16 protein-coding genes are annotated in these 15,030 nt (G+C 68.1%); 9 read left to right on the top strand and 7 right to left on the bottom strand.

Annotated elements, in window-relative coordinates:
- The first annotated feature begins 38 nt into the window (after window positions 1-38).
- Window positions 39-824 (top strand): DUF899 domain-containing protein, encoded by a 786-nt coding sequence (locus tag OHA18_RS04830; RefSeq protein ID WP_329002427.1) that lies wholly within the window; start codon window positions 39-41, stop codon window positions 822-824.
- A gap of 1 nt (window position 825) precedes the next feature.
- Here the strand turns inward: OHA18_RS04830 and OHA18_RS04835 are convergent, their stop codons facing one another.
- Window positions 826-993: a hypothetical protein gene (locus OHA18_RS04835; protein WP_329002429.1), complete on the bottom strand. Its 168-nt coding sequence runs from the start codon at window positions 991-993 to the stop codon at window positions 826-828.
- An 18-nt stretch (window positions 994-1,011) separates the two neighbouring features.
- Between OHA18_RS04835 and OHA18_RS04840 the strand changes: the two genes are divergently transcribed.
- Window positions 1,012-1,536, top strand: a complete 525-nt coding sequence (locus OHA18_RS04840; RefSeq protein WP_329002430.1) for an NUDIX hydrolase — start codon at window positions 1,012-1,014, stop codon at window positions 1,534-1,536.
- A gap of 67 nt (window positions 1,537-1,603) precedes the next feature.
- Here the strand turns inward: OHA18_RS04840 and OHA18_RS04845 are convergent, their stop codons facing one another.
- The 3 genes from OHA18_RS04845 to OHA18_RS04855 form a co-directional block, all read right to left on the bottom strand.
- The gene (locus tag OHA18_RS04845; RefSeq protein ID WP_329002431.1) at window positions 1,604-1,822 is read right to left on the bottom strand and encodes a hypothetical protein; all 219 of its coding nucleotides are present in this window, start codon (window positions 1,820-1,822) and stop codon (window positions 1,604-1,606) included.
- Between the two features lie 33 nt (window positions 1,823-1,855).
- Complete coding sequence (locus tag OHA18_RS04850; RefSeq protein ID WP_131285495.1) at window positions 1,856-2,143, bottom strand: WhiB family transcriptional regulator; 288 nt, start codon at window positions 2,141-2,143, stop codon at window positions 1,856-1,858.
- 708 nt (window positions 2,144-2,851) lie between these two features.
- A complete protein-coding gene (locus OHA18_RS04855) occupies window positions 2,852-4,969 on the bottom strand; it encodes an ATP-dependent DNA helicase UvrD2 (protein WP_329002435.1) in 2,118 nt (705 codons plus the stop codon).
- Window positions 4,970-5,068: 99 nt separating this feature from the next.
- Here OHA18_RS04855 and OHA18_RS04860 point away from each other — a divergent pair, with 99 nt between their 5' ends.
- Both OHA18_RS04860 and OHA18_RS04865 read left to right on the top strand, forming a co-directional pair.
- Window positions 5,069-5,308, top strand: a complete 240-nt coding sequence (locus OHA18_RS04860) for a mycoredoxin (RefSeq protein ID WP_329002436.1) — start codon at window positions 5,069-5,071, stop codon at window positions 5,306-5,308.
- 91 nt (window positions 5,309-5,399) lie between these two features.
- A complete protein-coding gene (locus tag OHA18_RS04865) occupies window positions 5,400-7,751 on the top strand; it encodes a hypothetical protein (RefSeq protein WP_329002437.1) in 2,352 nt (783 codons plus the stop codon).
- Here OHA18_RS04865 and nudC read toward each other — a convergent pair whose 3' ends face one another.
- The gene (nudC, locus tag OHA18_RS04870; RefSeq protein ID WP_329002438.1) at window positions 7,752-8,675 is read right to left on the bottom strand and encodes an NAD(+) diphosphatase; all 924 of its coding nucleotides are present in this window, start codon (window positions 8,673-8,675) and stop codon (window positions 7,752-7,754) included.
- Window positions 8,676-8,714: 39 nt separating this feature from the next.
- Here nudC and deoD point away from each other — a divergent pair, with 39 nt between their 5' ends.
- Window positions 8,715-9,428 (top strand): purine-nucleoside phosphorylase, encoded by a 714-nt coding sequence (deoD, locus tag OHA18_RS04875; protein WP_329002439.1) that lies wholly within the window; start codon window positions 8,715-8,717, stop codon window positions 9,426-9,428.
- Between the two features lie 35 nt (window positions 9,429-9,463).
- Window positions 9,464-10,009 carry a hypothetical protein gene (locus OHA18_RS04880; protein WP_329002440.1) on the top strand — a complete coding sequence of 182 codons (546 nt, stop codon included), beginning with the start codon at window positions 9,464-9,466 and terminating at the stop codon, window positions 10,007-10,009.
- 9 nt (window positions 10,010-10,018) lie between these two features.
- On the opposite strand, the gene OHA18_RS04885 is transcribed toward OHA18_RS04880, so the two are convergent.
- Window positions 10,019-10,660, bottom strand: a complete 642-nt coding sequence (locus tag OHA18_RS04885; RefSeq protein ID WP_329002441.1) for a TetR/AcrR family transcriptional regulator — start codon at window positions 10,658-10,660, stop codon at window positions 10,019-10,021.
- Between the two features lie 168 nt (window positions 10,661-10,828).
- Between OHA18_RS04885 and OHA18_RS04890 the strand changes: the two genes are divergently transcribed.
- The 3 genes from OHA18_RS04890 to OHA18_RS04900 are packed head-to-tail and all read left to right on the top strand — an operon-like array spanning window position 10,829 to window position 14,335.
- The gene (locus OHA18_RS04890; RefSeq protein WP_329002442.1) at window positions 10,829-11,635 is read left to right on the top strand and encodes an SDR family NAD(P)-dependent oxidoreductase; all 807 of its coding nucleotides are present in this window, start codon (window positions 10,829-10,831) and stop codon (window positions 11,633-11,635) included.
- Window positions 11,635-12,759, top strand: coding sequence for a DUF5938 domain-containing protein (locus tag OHA18_RS04895; protein ID WP_329002444.1), 1,125 nt, complete (start codon window positions 11,635-11,637; stop codon window positions 12,757-12,759). Before OHA18_RS04890 ends, OHA18_RS04895 begins: the two co-directional genes overlap by 1 nt.
- A gap of 10 nt (window positions 12,760-12,769) precedes the next feature.
- On the top strand, window positions 12,770-14,335 hold the full coding sequence (locus OHA18_RS04900; protein WP_329002446.1) for an AMP-binding protein: 1,566 nt from the start codon (window positions 12,770-12,772) through the stop codon (window positions 14,333-14,335).
- Here the strand turns inward: OHA18_RS04900 and OHA18_RS04905 are convergent.
- Complete coding sequence (locus tag OHA18_RS04905) at window positions 14,321-15,001, bottom strand: GOLPH3/VPS74 family protein (RefSeq protein ID WP_329002447.1); 681 nt, start codon at window positions 14,999-15,001, stop codon at window positions 14,321-14,323. The genes OHA18_RS04900 and OHA18_RS04905 overlap by 15 nt on opposite strands.
- Window positions 15,002-15,030: the final 29 nt, after the last annotated feature.

Below are 15,030 nucleotides of genomic sequence, written 5' to 3' on the forward strand. Positions count from 1 at the left end.
GTTCCGGGATCGACACCGGCCGGGACTATCTTCGAACGATGACCAACTTCGGAAACCTGCCCGAGGTCGTGCCGGCGGAGGAGTGGCTGGCGGCCCGTCTGGAGCTCCTCCGGCTGGAGAAGGAGGTCACACGAGCGCGCGACCGCCTGAACGCCGAACGGCGACGGCTGCCGATGGTGCGGATGGACAAGCCGTACGTGTTCGCGGGACCGGACGGTGAGGTCGGGCTGCTCGACCTGTTCGACGGGCGGGACCAGCTGGTCGTCCACCACTTCATGTTCGGCCCGGACTGGGACGAGGGGTGCCCGAGCTGCTCGTCCGCCGCCGACGAGATCGGCAACCTCCGCCAGCTGCACGTGCGCAACACGTCGCTCGTCGCCGTGTCGCTGGCGCCGTACCCGAAGATCGCGGCGTTCAGGGAGCGGCTGGGCTGGACGTTCCCGTGGTACTCGTCGTACGGGAGCGACTTCAACTACGACTTCCACGCCACGCTGGACGACCGGGTCGCGCCGGTGCTGCTGCACTTCCGCTCGCAGGAGCAGCTGGCGAACGAGAAGGGTACGCCGTGGTCAGGCGGGCCCTGGACCGACGAGATGAACGGCGAGGAGCTGCCGGGGATCAGCACGTTCCTTCGGGTCGACGACGAGGTGTTCCACACGTACTCGACCTTCGGCCGCGGCATCGAGGACTTCCACAACTGCTACCGCTACCTCGATCTGACCGTCCTCGGCCGGCAGGAGGTGTGGGAGGAGCCGAAGGGGCGCGCCGAGCAGCTCGGCCTGCACGTCGGCGGACCCGCGATGCGGGTCCCCGATCAGTACTGACTCACCAGTAGACCGAGTCGAGCTTCCCCTCGATACTGCGGACGTTCTCCCGGGCACACCGGTCGCAGTACAGCAGCTTGCGGCCGTCCTCGACCGAGGTCATCCAGGTCAGCGGCACGTCCTCCGACTCCGCCTGCTGATCACACAACGCACAGGTAGCTCTTGCCATGGCACTAGTCTGCACCGGGTGCGATGGGTGATTCACGGTGAGGCCGAGGTCTGGGGCAATCGATGGCTGAGCGTACGGCGGCTGGACGTCGAGCAACCTGATGGCGAGCGGTTCGACTACCACGCGGTCCGGCTGAAGGACATCGCCGCCGCGGTCGTGATCCGGGACGAGCACGTGCTGCTGATGTGGCGGCACCGGTTCCTGACCGACACGTGGGCCTGGGAGCTCCCGATGGGGATCATCGAGGCCGGCGAGAGTCCGGAGGCCGCGGCGGCGCGCGAGCTCGAGGAGGAGACCGGGTGGCGGGCCGACGGGCTCACCGAGCTCATCCGGTCCGAGCCGGCCGCCGGGATCATGGACTCCCGGCACTACGTGTTCCGGGTGCACAACGCGGTACGGATCGGGGAGCCGACGGAGCGGAACGAGTCGGACCGGATCGAGTGGATCCCGCTGGCCGACGTACCGGGGATGATCGCGCGGCACGAGATCGTCAGCGGGATCACGCTGGTCGGGCTCCAGCAGGCGTTGCTGCAGGAATGCTGAGGGGCGGCACCCCCTTTGGGTGCCGCCCCTCAGTTGTTCAGCTGGTCAGGCTGCGCTGCTGGGTGGATCAGACGAGGCGGGCGAGTGCGAGGCGCGCGCGTGCGCTGGCCCTCTCAGCTCGCTTGCCTGCCCGCTCGGCCTGCTTCTGCGCCTTCTCGATCTGGTGAGCGAGGCGGAAGCGCCGGTTCTGCTCTGCGGCCTTCAGTGAAGCCCGACAGTGAGCACGGGCGAGATCTTCGTTCAGTAAATGCATTTCGGAGCTCCTGTGTGAAGTCTGGTTGGTCATCGTTCGGTCTCGTTTCGGATGGTTGGGTGTCGTTCAGGCTGCGGTAACGGTGTCGCTCTTGCGGGGACGCCCACGGGGCCGCTTGCGCGGAACCACCACACCTTGGACGAACAGCTCGCCACCCCACACTCCCCACGGCTCGGAACGCTCGAGCGCTCCGGCCAGGCACTCGGCCTTCAGCGGGCAGGTCGTGCAGAGAGACTTTGCGTACTCGACGTCCGCCGGCGATTCGGCGAAGAAGAGTTCTGGCGCGTAGGACCGACAGGGCAGGTCCTGCGACGTTGCAACCTCGGTGAAGACATCGAGGAAGCTAACGCTCATTCCGGTCACCTCCCAGTGACTTTTGGATGCTGGTCTCTTGTCGTCGGTGATGACTACCGGTTGGTAATCACCAAATCTGTGGACAAACAAAAGGGCCGCGGGACCCTTTGGTGGGTTCCGCGGCCTGGAGGTGCCGGCTCTGACGCTTGTCAGACCGGTGGACTCCATGCTCGAGAACCCGAACCGCCGAACTTCACATCGCCGACAGCTCCGCCCGTGATCTGGGCAAAGCCGGAGGCCATGAGCACAACGGTCGCGACGTGCGGTCGCGGCGAGGCACCCTGAATCGGGGCGCACGGCAGCGCTACAGCGTCGCTGAACGGCTTCTTAACCGTGTTGGTGATCATTTCCAGGGCACCTCCTCTCGTTGTGGCGAAGCGGGCGGTTAGCTCGATCGCTATGGTTGTTTGAAGTTTTCGGCCAGGCTTCGACCGCAGAAAGAACAGTACGCCGTCCGCGTCGGAGCCCGCAAACTATTTATCGCCAGTTTGCGAAGTTGGCCGGAAGTTGCCGCCGCGGCGGCCGAATGTGGCTGCTGCAACAGGCTTCCGGCACGCTCCGGGTCGCCATCCGCACGCTCCGGGATCGTTGCCTCTGTCATCTAACTGCCACGTCTGCCGGGAGCAGAACGCGGCACGTCTTCCAGAGTGCGCCCTGGATCCCGTGCCTGGCAACAGATTTCTCCGGGCACCTGCCCGAAGGGGCAGATCAGCGGGTGCAGAGGACGAGGATGTGCTCGCCGTACTTGGCCAGCTTCGTGTGGCCGATGCCAGGGATCTGGCGGAGCGCCTGGGCGTCGGCCGGGCGGGTCTCGGCGATGGCCGTCAGCGTCGCGTCGGTGAGGATCACGAAGGCCGGCATGCGCTCCGACTCGGCCTGCTCGGTGCGCCACTCGATCAGGGCGTCGTACAGCTTCTGGTCGATGTTGGACGGGCAGTCCTCGCAGCGGCCGAGCTTGCGGGCGCCCGGATCGAGCAGGCCGCGGCCGCAGACCCGGCACTTCGGGATCGGGCGGCTGGAGCGCGGGGCGCTCGACGGGCGCTCGAAGCTGGTGGGGGACGACGGGGTCCACTCGGTCCGCGCCGTACGGACGCCGATCGGGTCGAGGAAGCGGGTCGGACCGCGGGTCCCGCGCCCGCCCGGTGAGCGCGACGTGGACCAACTGACGGACAGCTGCTGCTTGGCCCGCGTCACCCCCACATAGAACAGCCGCCGCTCCTCTTCTACCTGCGCCGGCGTCTGGGCGTACGTGATCGGCAGAGTCCCCTCATGCGCCCCGACGATGAAGACACACTCCCACTCCAGCCCCTTGGCCGCGTGCAGCGTCGCCAGCGTGACCCCCTCCGCCAGCGGCGCGTGCTGGATCGACGCCCGCCGGTCCAGCTCCGCCATCAGCTCGGGCAGCCTCGCCTCCGGGTTGGCGGCGGCGAAGTCGGAGGTCATCGTCACCAGCGCGCTCAACGACTCCCACCGGTCCCGGACCGCCCCGGTGCCGGTCGGCGGCTCCGGCGTCCACCCGGCCCCGCCGAGCACGCCGGTCACCGTGGTCACCAGGTCGTCGGACAGATCCCCCGCCTTGGCCTGCCCCCGCAGCAGCACGGCGGCCTGGCGGATCTCGGCCCGCTCGAAGAACCGCTCCGCCCCCTTCAGCACGGTCGGGATCTTCCGCTCGGCCAGGGCCTGCTCGAAGTTCTCCGACTGCGCATTGGTCCGGAACAGTACGGCGATGTCGCGCAACGCCATGCCGTCGTCGCGCAGCTTCACGACCGCCCGCGCCACCGCGTCCGCCTCCGCGACCTCGTCGGAGTACTCGCGGTAGGCCGGCGTCGGACCGGCCTCCTTCTGCGACCGCAGCGTCACCCGCCCGGGCAGACCGGTCGGGCCGGCCGCGTCGAGGATCTTGTTCGCCACGTCGACGATCTGCGGCGTCGACCGGTAGTCCCGGACCAGCTTGATCACCGTGGCCGACGGGTGCCTGGACGCGAAGCGCACCAGGTTCTCCGGCTCGGCGCCGGCCCACGAGTAGATGGTCTGCGCCGGATCACCGACCACGCAGACGTCCTCCCGGCCGCCCAGCCACAGGTCGAGCAGACTCTGCTGCAGCGGCGACACGTCCTGGTACTCGTCCACTACGAACGTCCGGTACTGCCGGCGGATCTCCGCGGCCACCCGCTCGTCCTCCGCGAGCAACGCGACCGCGCAGAGCAGCACGTCCTCGAGATCGATCCGCCCGCGCTCCAGCTTCACGTCCTCGTACGCCGCGAAGATGCGCGCGATCGTCGCCGGGTCGAAGGCGGCCAGCGTGCGGGCCGACTTGGGCGCCAGCCGCGCGTAGTCGTCCGGCCGGACGTTGCTCACCTTGGCCCACTCGACCTCACCGGCCAGGTCGCGCAGGGCGGGCGTGTCCACCCGGACCCGGCAGCGGGACGCGGCCTCGGTCAGCAGCGGAAACTTCCGGTCCGCGATCGGCGGCAGCTCCCCGCCGTACACCTTGGGCCAGAAGAAGCGGGCCTGCCGGAGCGCGGCGGAGTGGAACGTGCGAGCCTGCACGCCCTGGACGCCGAGCTGCGCGAGCCGCCCGCGCATCTCCCCCGCCGCTCGCTGGGTGAACGTCACCGCCAGCACGCGCACCGGGTCGAAGGTCCCGGTCTGGACGCCGTACGCGATCCGGTGGGTGATCGCCCGCGTCTTGCCCGTCCCGGCGCCGGCCATCACCACGACCGGGCCGTGCAACGTGGACGCGACGGCCCGCTGCTCCGGGTCGAGAGCCTCCAGGAGGCCTTCGGCGGAGGCAGATCGTGTGAGGTCGCTCACGGGCTGAGACATGCGGGAACAGCACCACCTATTGCGTGGTTCGAATACGTCGAAGGCCACCCTAGACGGGCGGCCCGACAAAACCCCTCCCAGCCTCAAGGAGTCAGCCAAATGGCTGCTTTCACCATGTACTCGACGCCGTGGTGCGGCTACTGCCACCGCCTCAAGGGCCAGCTCAAGCGCGCGGGCATCGAGTTCACCGAGGTCGACATCGAGCAGGTCCCCGGGGCCGCTCAGCTGGTCGAGAAGATCAACAACGGCAACCAGACGGTCCCGACCGTGGTCTTCCCCGACGGCACGGCGATGACCAACCCGTCGCTCGCCCAGGTCGCGGAGAAGCTCGTCGCCTGAAAACCCGGCTCAGGCCATATCGCCTGAGTTATGGACATTACGGTCATGACCGTTATACCTTGCGATGAACTACGTCGCAGGGAGTCCGCCCATGTTCTCGCGCCGTCACCTTCGCGCTGCCTTGACGACCCTTGTCGTCTCACTCGGTCTGCTCGCCACCGGCGGACTGCACGCCGCAGCGGCGCCGCCGCTGCCTGATCCGTTCCCGTCCGAGACCTGGCCGCTCGGCCCGCCGGCGAAGTCGTTCGCGCCGGCCGACGACGTCATCAAGGACCTCGGCTCGCCGGTCAGCTCCCTGACCGTCATGGAGGGCGCGGTCGGCCACACCCCCGACGGACGCGACGTCGTGTACGCCGTGCCCGCCGGGGAGAACGCACGTCTCAACGTCGCGGACCTGCACACCCACGAGCTGGTCCGCTCCGTGCCGCTCCCGGGAGCCGCCGGCGGCTGGGCGATCGTCGTGACGCCGAACGGGGACGTCTACCTCGGCACCTACCCGTACGCGCACCTGTACCGCTACAGCCCGGTCACCGGTGAGGTGACCGACCTCGGCCAGCCCATTCCGGGTGAGTCGCAGATCTACGGCCTCACCGCCGACGCGGACGGCAACGTGTACGCCGGGACGTACCCGACGGCGCACGCCTTCAAGTACGACCCGTCGACCGGACAGGTCACCGACTACGGCTCACTCGACCCGGTCCAGCAGTACGCGCGGTCCACGGTCTACGACCCTGACCACCGCAAGCTGTTCGTCGGAGTCTCCACTCCGAACGCCCGCCTGCTCCGCATCGACGTGGACACCAAGGCGGTCGAGGACATCACTCCCCCGGGTACGACGGCGAAGGACTTCATCGATCTGGACTACGCCGGCGGCAAGGTGTTCGCGAACGCCAGCAGCCGGCTCGTGGTGGTCGATGCGGTCACCGGTGAGCAGATCAAGTACACCGACGCGGCGACCGGCCAGCAGGTGATGGACTACCCCATCGCCGCGCGTGGCGTCTCCGCAGCCGGACCAGGTGGCGTGTACTTCACCAACAACACCCTGGCCCTCACGCATTACGACCTGGACACCAATACGGTCGGTCCGGTCTCGCCGCCGCGGACGCTGACGCGTGGTGCATCCATCGGCTACGGCTGGGTGACCGAGAACGGCGTACCCGTGCTTTATGGCCTGGCCGGTAACTACTCCGGTGGGACGTTCCGCTACAACCCCGCGGACGGGACGCTGGCGCAGTGGAGCTCACCGTTCCAGTACGTGCCGTCGCCGCTCATGCACGAGCTGGCCGATCCCGTCACGGGGAAGGTGTTCGTCAACGTCTACCTGAACGGCTCCACGGCCATCTACGACCCGGCGACCGGCAAGTCCACCGTCACCACCCGGCAGGGCCAGGTTGAGGGCTGGGCGTGGGACGGCACCGGCAAGATGTACGTCGGCATCTACCCGTACGGCCGCTTGTCGCTCTGGGATCCGGCGCAACCGGACAGCGCGACCAACCCGAAGGAACTGTTCAGCCTGGTCGACAGCGACCACCAGAACAGGCCGGTCTCGGTGGTCCCCGACGGCAACCACGTGTACGTCGGCACCACGCCGGCGTACGGCGAGTACGGCGGCGCGCTGACCGTGTACGACGTACCGACAGGCAGCCACACCGTCTACCGCAACCTGGTGACCGACCAGACGATCGCCTCCATCCTGCCCGCGGGTGCGAACGTGTGGGCCGGCTCCAGCATCGAAGGCGGTCAAGGCACCGACCCGAAGGCCACCGAGGCCCACCTGATCAAGGTGGACCCGGCGACGGGCGCAGTGCTCACCGACATCGTCCCGGTGCCGGGTGCGGCCAGCATCAACGAGCTGACCTACGGACCGGACGGCAACATCTGGGGTCTGGCCGACGGCATCGTCTTCGTCGTCAGCCCGTCGACAGGTGAGGTGCTCCGCCTGCTGCCGGTCTTCAGCGCAGTCACCGGCTCGCAGGACGGCGCACTGTCCTGGCGGGACGGCTACCTGTACGGCGTGACCGGTGGGCGACTGTTCGTTCTGGACAGCCTCAGCGGCCACACGACCATCCTGCGCGACCACGGCCTCAACCGGCTCACGCAGACACCGGATGGCACCTACTACACGCTGCTGCGCCCGGACGGCTTCACCAACCCGACCAACCTGGGCTCGTACACCCCACCGGTGGACTCGTGTCCGCAGTCCGACGTCAGGCCGACGGTCTGGACCGGGAACATCGACAGCCACGTGTCGAACCGCTTCCTGACCTACGGCTGCACGCTGACCGACACACTGCCGAGCGCGAAGGCGGACTGGCCGAGTCACGCGGCGTACGTCCTCGCGGTCGACCGGAAGCTCCGTGAGCTCGAGCAGGCGGGCTCGGTCGAGCGCTGGGAGGGCGTCCTGATCAGGGTCGCGGCCGCGCGGTCCACCGTGGGCCGGTGATCACCAGCTCCCGGTGAGGCTCTCGCCGTACCAGCCTTCGATCAGGCGGCGGGAGATCGAGATCGCACCCGGGAGGGCCATCGTGCCGGCGTCGACCAGCGCACGGAGGTCTTCCCGGGTGAACCATTTGGCCTCGGCGATCTCGTCCTGGTCCACGTCGATCTCGAAGCCCGTCGCCTTCGCGTAGAACCCGAGCATCAGGCTGGACGGCAACGGCCACGGCTGGCTTCCGGCGTACTCGATCTCGGGGCCGACGATCACACCGGTCTCCTCGAGAACCTCACGCCGTACGGCGGCCTCCAGCGACTCGCCCGGCTCGACGAAACCGGCCAGCGTGGAGTACCGACCGGCAGGCCACGCCTCGTTGCGGCCGAGCAGGGCGCGGTCCTGGTCGTCGGTGACGAGCACGATGATCGCCGGGTCGCTGCGCGGGAAGTGCGACAGACCGCAGTTCGGGCAGCGCCGGACGTGGCCGGCCTCCACCACCTCGGTGTGCTCGCCGCAGTTCGCGCAGTGGGTGTGGACGGCGTGCCAGTTGGACAGTCCGATCACGTTGACCGCGATGCCGGCGTCACGGTCGTCCAGCAGGGCGCCCAGCTCGCGCAGGCCGCCGTACGACTCGTCTGCCTCACCCTGGACCAGCACGCCGAAGACAGCACGGCCCTCGGCGGTCATGCCGGCCCCGGACTCCCGGTCGATGCCCAGGAAGATCCGGATGCCCTCGGGCGCCTCGGCCGGTGGCACGAACCGCAGTGCGGAGCGGTCCTCGACCACCTGGACCTTGTCACCGACGACGGCGACCACCTGCGTGTCCGACGTACCCCACGCCTTCTCCAGCCAGCCGTCGTCACGGCGGCGGTCGGCGGCGCGGTCCAGGACCGATCGGGACAGGGCTAGCGAACCAGGAGTAATGGAGTAGGCCACGTGCCTCAACCTACCCCGGCACCATGAGAGCATCCCCGCATGAGTATTCACATCGCCGCTGAGAAGGGGCAGATCGCACCACGGGTGCTGTTCCCGGGGGACCCACTGCGGGCCAAGTGGATCGCGGAGACCTACCTGGACGACGTGTTCTGCTACACCGAGATCCGGAACATGTTCGGGTTCACCGGCACCTACAAGGGTGAGCGGATCTCCGTGCAGGGCTCCGGCATGGGCCAGCCGTCCGCGTCCATCTACGCGAACGAGCTGTTCGCGGAGTACGACGTACAGACCCTGATCCGGGTCGGGACGTGCGGTGCGCTGACCGAGTCCGTCCGGGTCCGCGACGTGATCGTGGCGATGTCCGCGAGCACCGACTCGCAGATGAACCAGCTGCGCTTCCACGGCATCGACTACGCGCCGACCGCGGACTACAAGCTGCTCCGCGCGGCGGTGGACGCGGCCGAGGCGGCCGGACTGAACGTGCACGTCGGCCAGGTGTTCTCCGGCGACCTGTTCTACAACGACCGCGCCGACCTGGTCGCGCGGACCGCGGAGTACGGCGTCCTCGGCATCGAGATGGAGGCGGCGGCGCTGTACACGCTGGCGGCGAAGTTCGGTCGCCGGGCGCTCGGCATCATGACGGTGTCGGACCACCTGATCACCAAGGAGGAGACGAGCGCGGAAGAGCGCCAGACGACCTTCTCGGAGATGATCACCATCGCCCTCGACGCGGCGATCGAGGTGCCGGTCTGACCCCGCGGTACGGCGCCGCAGTACTGGCGTGCGCCGTGATCGCCCTCGGTGCGGCGGCCTGCTCGGGCAGCAAGTCCGACGACAAGCCGAACGCCGCCGGTAGCTCCAGCAGCGCCGGCAGCTCCACTGCACCGGGGACCAGCACCAGCGCGTCGTCGTCAGGTCCCGAGGAGAAGCTGCCGGACCTCACGGCCGCACAGGTCGTCACGGCCTTCTCCGGCAAGGGCTACACGTGCACCACCGACGAGGCCTATCAGACCTGCGTCCAAGGCGTCACGTCGATCCAGGTGCTCATCGGCACGCAGCCGCGGCCGCCCGTGCTCTCACTGCAAGCCAGCGGCGTCGCAGCGGAGGCGACGACGAAGCTGTCCGACTTCGCACCGCAGGCGCTGGAGCTGGCTCACGTGAATCCACGCGGTCAGATCGCCGACTGGCTGAAGCAGCAGCAGGGCAAGGCGTCCGGGCAGACGACCGCCGGTGACTGGACGGTCGAGTTCTCGACCGAGGTGGACTCCGACCAGCCCGGAGCGATCCTCACGCTGACCGACAAGCTCTGCAAAGCGGACTGCGGAGCCGAGTAGGTCGTCCGGCTACGCTGCGAGCAGTTTGGGCAGGACCTGCAGGATGCGATCCGTCAGCAGGTCCGGGGCCTTCTCCGGGTTCGCGGCGTAGCCGACCACGGCCTGCTCGAACAGGCCGTCGACGAGTGCGTACGCCGTTGGCGCGTCGACGGTCGGCGTGGTCGCGGTGAGATCGCCGTACCGGCTGAGGATCCGCCAGATCATCTCTTCGAGCAGCTGGTCGATGGCCTCGACGTCCGGGCGGAGCTGCTCCTCGAACATGCTCTGCGCGCGCAGGTCGTACCAGAGCTTGTGCATCGGGGTCTCTTCGACCAGCGTCTGGGTCATCTTGCCCAGGAACCCGGTGACCAGCTCGTCCCCGGACGTCGCGGTCTCGACCACTTCGTCGTACCGCCGCGCGCACTTGGTCTTGTAATACCGCACGCAGTAGCTGATCAGGTCGATCTTGTCGCGGAAGTAGTAGTGCACGACGCCGTGGGTGAACTCGGAGTTGTTCGCGATCTCCCGCAGGCTGGTCCGTGCGTACCCGAGCTCGCCGAGGGTCTTGAGCGCCGACTCGGCCAGCGCGATCCGGCGGCGCTCGATCTTGTCGATCCCGGAAACGCGGGCTGGTCGGTCCGGTTCGGTCGCGCTCGCTGACGTCACTGCCACACCGCCCTCTCCTCATCGGGTCGTTGCGTCAGAGTACCCCGCCCCGGGCCAGGCGCGTCCCGGTGCGGGGAGATTTCTTGACAAGTGTCAAACAAAGTCTTGACGCCTGTCAAAGACCTGGCCAGAGTGTGAAACAGCCACCGCGTCCTGTGAGCAAAGGAGCTTCAGATGGGTTCACTCGATCTCTCCGGCCGCAAGGCCCTCGTCACCGGCGGCGCCCAGGGGCTGGGCGAAGGCATGGCGAAGGCCCTCGCGGCAGCCGGCGCGAAAGTCGTGATCAGCGACCTGCAGAAGGACGCCGGCGAGAAGGTCGCCGACGCGCTGGACAGCGAGTACGGAGCGGGTAACGGCTTCGTCGCGCACGACATCACCGACGACGCCCAGTGGGAGAACGCGGTCGTCGCGGCCAACGACATCATGGGCGGCCTCGACATCCTGGTGAACAACGCGGGGATCGAGATCACCAGCCTGCTCACCGAGGTCACCGCCGACGACGTCCGCAAGATGCTCGAGGTCAACGTCCTCGGCACCACGCTCGGCATCAAGTGGGGTCTGCGCACGATGCGTCCCGAGGGCCTGGCCGGTCAGGGCGGCGCGATCATCAACATCGCGTCGGTCGCCGCGACCATCGCGTTCCCGGGGATCGCGGTCTACTCCGCGACCAAGTCCGCGGTCGACCGCCTCACCAAGGTCGCCGCGATGGAGTCCGGCAAGCTCGGCTACGGCGTCCGCGTGAACTGCCTGTACCCCGGTCTGGTCCCGACCGCGATGGGGATGGGCCTGGCCAACGACTGCGCGCAGCTCGGGCTGTTCGAGTCCCCCGAGGCCGCCGTCGGCGCTGTCATCGCCCTGACACCGGCCGGCCGGCTCGGCGAGGTCGCGGACATGGCCGACGCGGTCGTCTTCCTGGCATCGGACGAGTCCCGGTTCATCACCGGCATCGGCCTGCCCGTCGACGGCGGAATGGGCATGTGATGGCTGCCAAACCTGTCGTCGTCTACGGCGCCTCCGGCTACACCGGCCGCCTGGTCTGCGAGTACCTCCGGCAGTACCACGTCCCGTTCGTCGCCGCCGGCCGCGATGAGGCCAAGCTGAAAGCATCGATGGATGCGCACGTCCCGGGTATCGAGACGGCCGACTACGAGATCGCCACGGTCGACCACGACACCGCTGCGCTGACCGACCTGTTCAAAGGCGCCTCTGTCGTCCTGAACACCGTCGGACCGTTCAGTGAGCTCGGTCCGGCCGCAGTAGAAGCAGCACTGGCCGCGGGCGCGCACTACACCGACACGACCGGTGAGCAGGACTGGCTGATGACCTGCGACGAGAAGTACGGTGCGCAGTTCGCCGAGGCCGGTCTGGTGCTGGCGCCCGGCATCGCGCAGATGTACACCACCAGCGAGATCGCTGCGCAGCTGTGTCTCGAGCAGCCAGGGCTGGACACTCTGGACATCGCCGTGTTCTGGGGCGGCAGCCCCACGATCGCCTCCACGCGCACGATCCTGGTGAACGCTGCGACGTCGAAGGCGCACTACCTGGAGAACAATCAGTACGCGGAGTTCCCCACCCAGGGCCTGGTGCAGCTGGTCGTTCCCGGACAGCACGAGCTGGCTTTGTCGCTGCCGTGGGGCGGTATGTCGCACCCGGTGTGGTTCAAGCGCGATCCACGTGTCGCCAACTGCAAGGCGCAGGGCGGTGTCTTCAACGCAGCACTGATGAATGGTGTGCCGCAGATCGTCGCGGCAGCACTCGAGGCGACGAAGGACATGGCGCCGGACGAGCGCAACGAGGCGTTGACCGCCACCGCTCGCCAGGTGATGAACGAGATGCCGCCACGGGAGAACCCACGGGTCAACAAGACTCTCGACTCGGTGCACGCCTCCGGTCCGCTCGGCCGGGCGCACTGTGTCATCCACGGCAACAGCAACTACCAGCAGACCGGTCTGATGCAGGCGTACGCGGCGTACTCGCTGCTGCAGACGCCTCCGAAGCGGGTCGGTTTCGCCAGTGGTTGCCAGGCGTTCGGTCACCGCGAGTTGCTCGGCGTACTGCGGAGCTTCGGGCTGGTGTCCGAGCCGCAGCTGACTGTGCAGCACTAGAGGAGTTCTCTTGCGACTGGTCGACTATCTGGACAAGGGCGCCTCGCTGGGCCCGGATGCGGCCTGCCTCACCACGGACGGCGTGACACTGTCGTACGCCGAGGTGCAGCAGCTGTCGTACCGGATCGCCGGCGCGCTGGCGGCCGTCGGCGTACAGCCAGGTGGCAAGGTCGCGATCCTGTCCGCGAACGACCCGGTCGCGTTCAGCTGCGTGTTCGGAATCAGCCGGGCCGGTGCGATCTGGTGCCCGATCAATCCACGCAACGAGGCCGCGGAGAACCGCGAGCTGCTCGACCAGTTCGACTGCGAAGTACTGATCTACCAGGCGGGGTTCACACCCCTGGTGGACCGCATCCGGGACTCACTGCCGAAGGTGCACACCTTCGTGTGCCTCGATGAGGAGCCCACAGACTCCGGCCCAGACCCCCACCCCAGCGGCCGGAGAATCGTCGGTTGGGACGCGTTCTGCGGGGGCGCGTCCCAACCGGCGCCCGATCTGACCGATCCGGACGACCTGGCCATGATCGTCGGCACCGGCGGTACGACGGGCCGTCCGAAAGGAGTGATGCTCGGCAACGCCAACCTCGAGACGATGACCGCGCTGACGCTGATCGGGTACCCGTTCGGCGAGCGGCCGGTCTACCTCGCGCTGGCGCCGTTGACGCACGCGGCCGGGGTGCTGTGCTTCCCGGTGCTCGCGTCCGGCGGGGAGATCGTGATCATGCGAGCTCCCGACGTACACGCCTTCCTGGAGCTGATACCGCGACACGGGGTGACGCACACGTTCTTGCCGCCGACGCTGATCTACATGGTGCTGGCGGCGCCGGAGCTGGACTCCACGGACCTGTCGTCGTTGCGGTGCTTCTGGTACGGCGCCGCGCCGATGTCGGTGGCCCGGCTGGAGGAGGCGCTGCAGCGGATCGGTCCGGTGATGGCGCAGCTGTTCGGGCAGACCGAGGCGCCGATGATGATCTCGATCCTGCCGCCCGCCGCGCATTTCGATGCCTCAGGCAACATTGCGCGGAGCCGGCTGTCGTCGGCCGGGCGGCCGTCACCGTTGGTCACGGTGGCGATCATGAGCCCGGACGGCGGTCTCCTTCCCTCGGGCGAGCGAGGTGAGATCGTCGTCCGCGGCTCGCTGGTGATGCGCGGGTACTACCGCAATCCCGATGCGACCGCGGCGGCGGCGGCGTACGGCTGGCACCACACCGGTGACATCGGCTACCTGGACGACGACAGCTACCTGTACATCGTCGACCGGGCGAAGGACATGATCATCACCGGCGGCTTCAACGTGTACTCCACCGAGGTCGAGCAGGCCCTGATGGCGCACACCGACGTACAGGACTGCGCCGTGGTCGGACAGCCGGACGAGAAGTGGGGCGAGCGGGTCGTTGCCGTCGTACAGCTCCAGCCGGGCAGTCTGGTCGGACCGGAGGAGCTGATCGCGTTCGCGAAGGCACGGATCGGCAGTGTGAAGGCGCCGAAGCAGGTGCTCGTCTGGCACGACCTGCCACGCTCCAAGGTCGGCAAGGTGGTCAAGCCGGAGATCAAGGCACGGCTAGCTACTGGATGAGGCTCCGGCTGTCGCGGAGACGACGATGGCGGCGGTCACAGCTGCTTGCATCTCGGCGACGGCCTTCTTGACCGCCTCGGCGGCCCAGTCCGAGTCGGCGATCTCCTTGGCGCGCTGCTTCAGCGCCCGCTTGTCCACCGCGTCGGTAACAACCTTCGGTACGACGTTCAGCGCACTCAGCAGTGCGATCAGCGCACCGGTGCGCTCGTCCGGCGTCGTACCGACCTTCAGCACGCTCTCCAGCTGTGCACGCACCTCAGCCTCATGCCGTGCGTCCTTGGCCGGCCAACGAGTCACCGGGAACAGACCGAGCACTCTGCCCTCTTCCGCCTGGAGGACACCGCGCTCCGCCAGCCGGGCGAGCAGCTGGTCGCGCAGGTGCTTCGACAGCTGGCGGATCTGATCCTTCGGCTTCTTGCCCGGTTTGTTGACCACGTACGACAGGCGCTCGTCCAGGATCGGGTCTCCGGTCGGCGCCGCGTCCAGTACCTTCAGCCGACCGGGCTTCTCCCCCGTTCCATGACCGGTGATGTCGAGCTTGTGCTGCAGCGTGAGCTCGATCAGCACCGCACCGGCCAGCGCGAAGTCCAGCCCTGGCGACCCGGTGATCGGCTTCCCGGTCTCGTCGTCGTACATGAGCAGCAGCAGGTCCTCGGCGATCAACATGCCACCAACGTAGGCAGAGCAGTCGCCAC

Origin of the sequence: Kribbella sp. NBC_00709, assembly GCF_036226565.1 — a bacterium.
Classification (GTDB): Bacteria; Actinomycetota; Actinomycetes; order Propionibacteriales; family Kribbellaceae; genus Kribbella.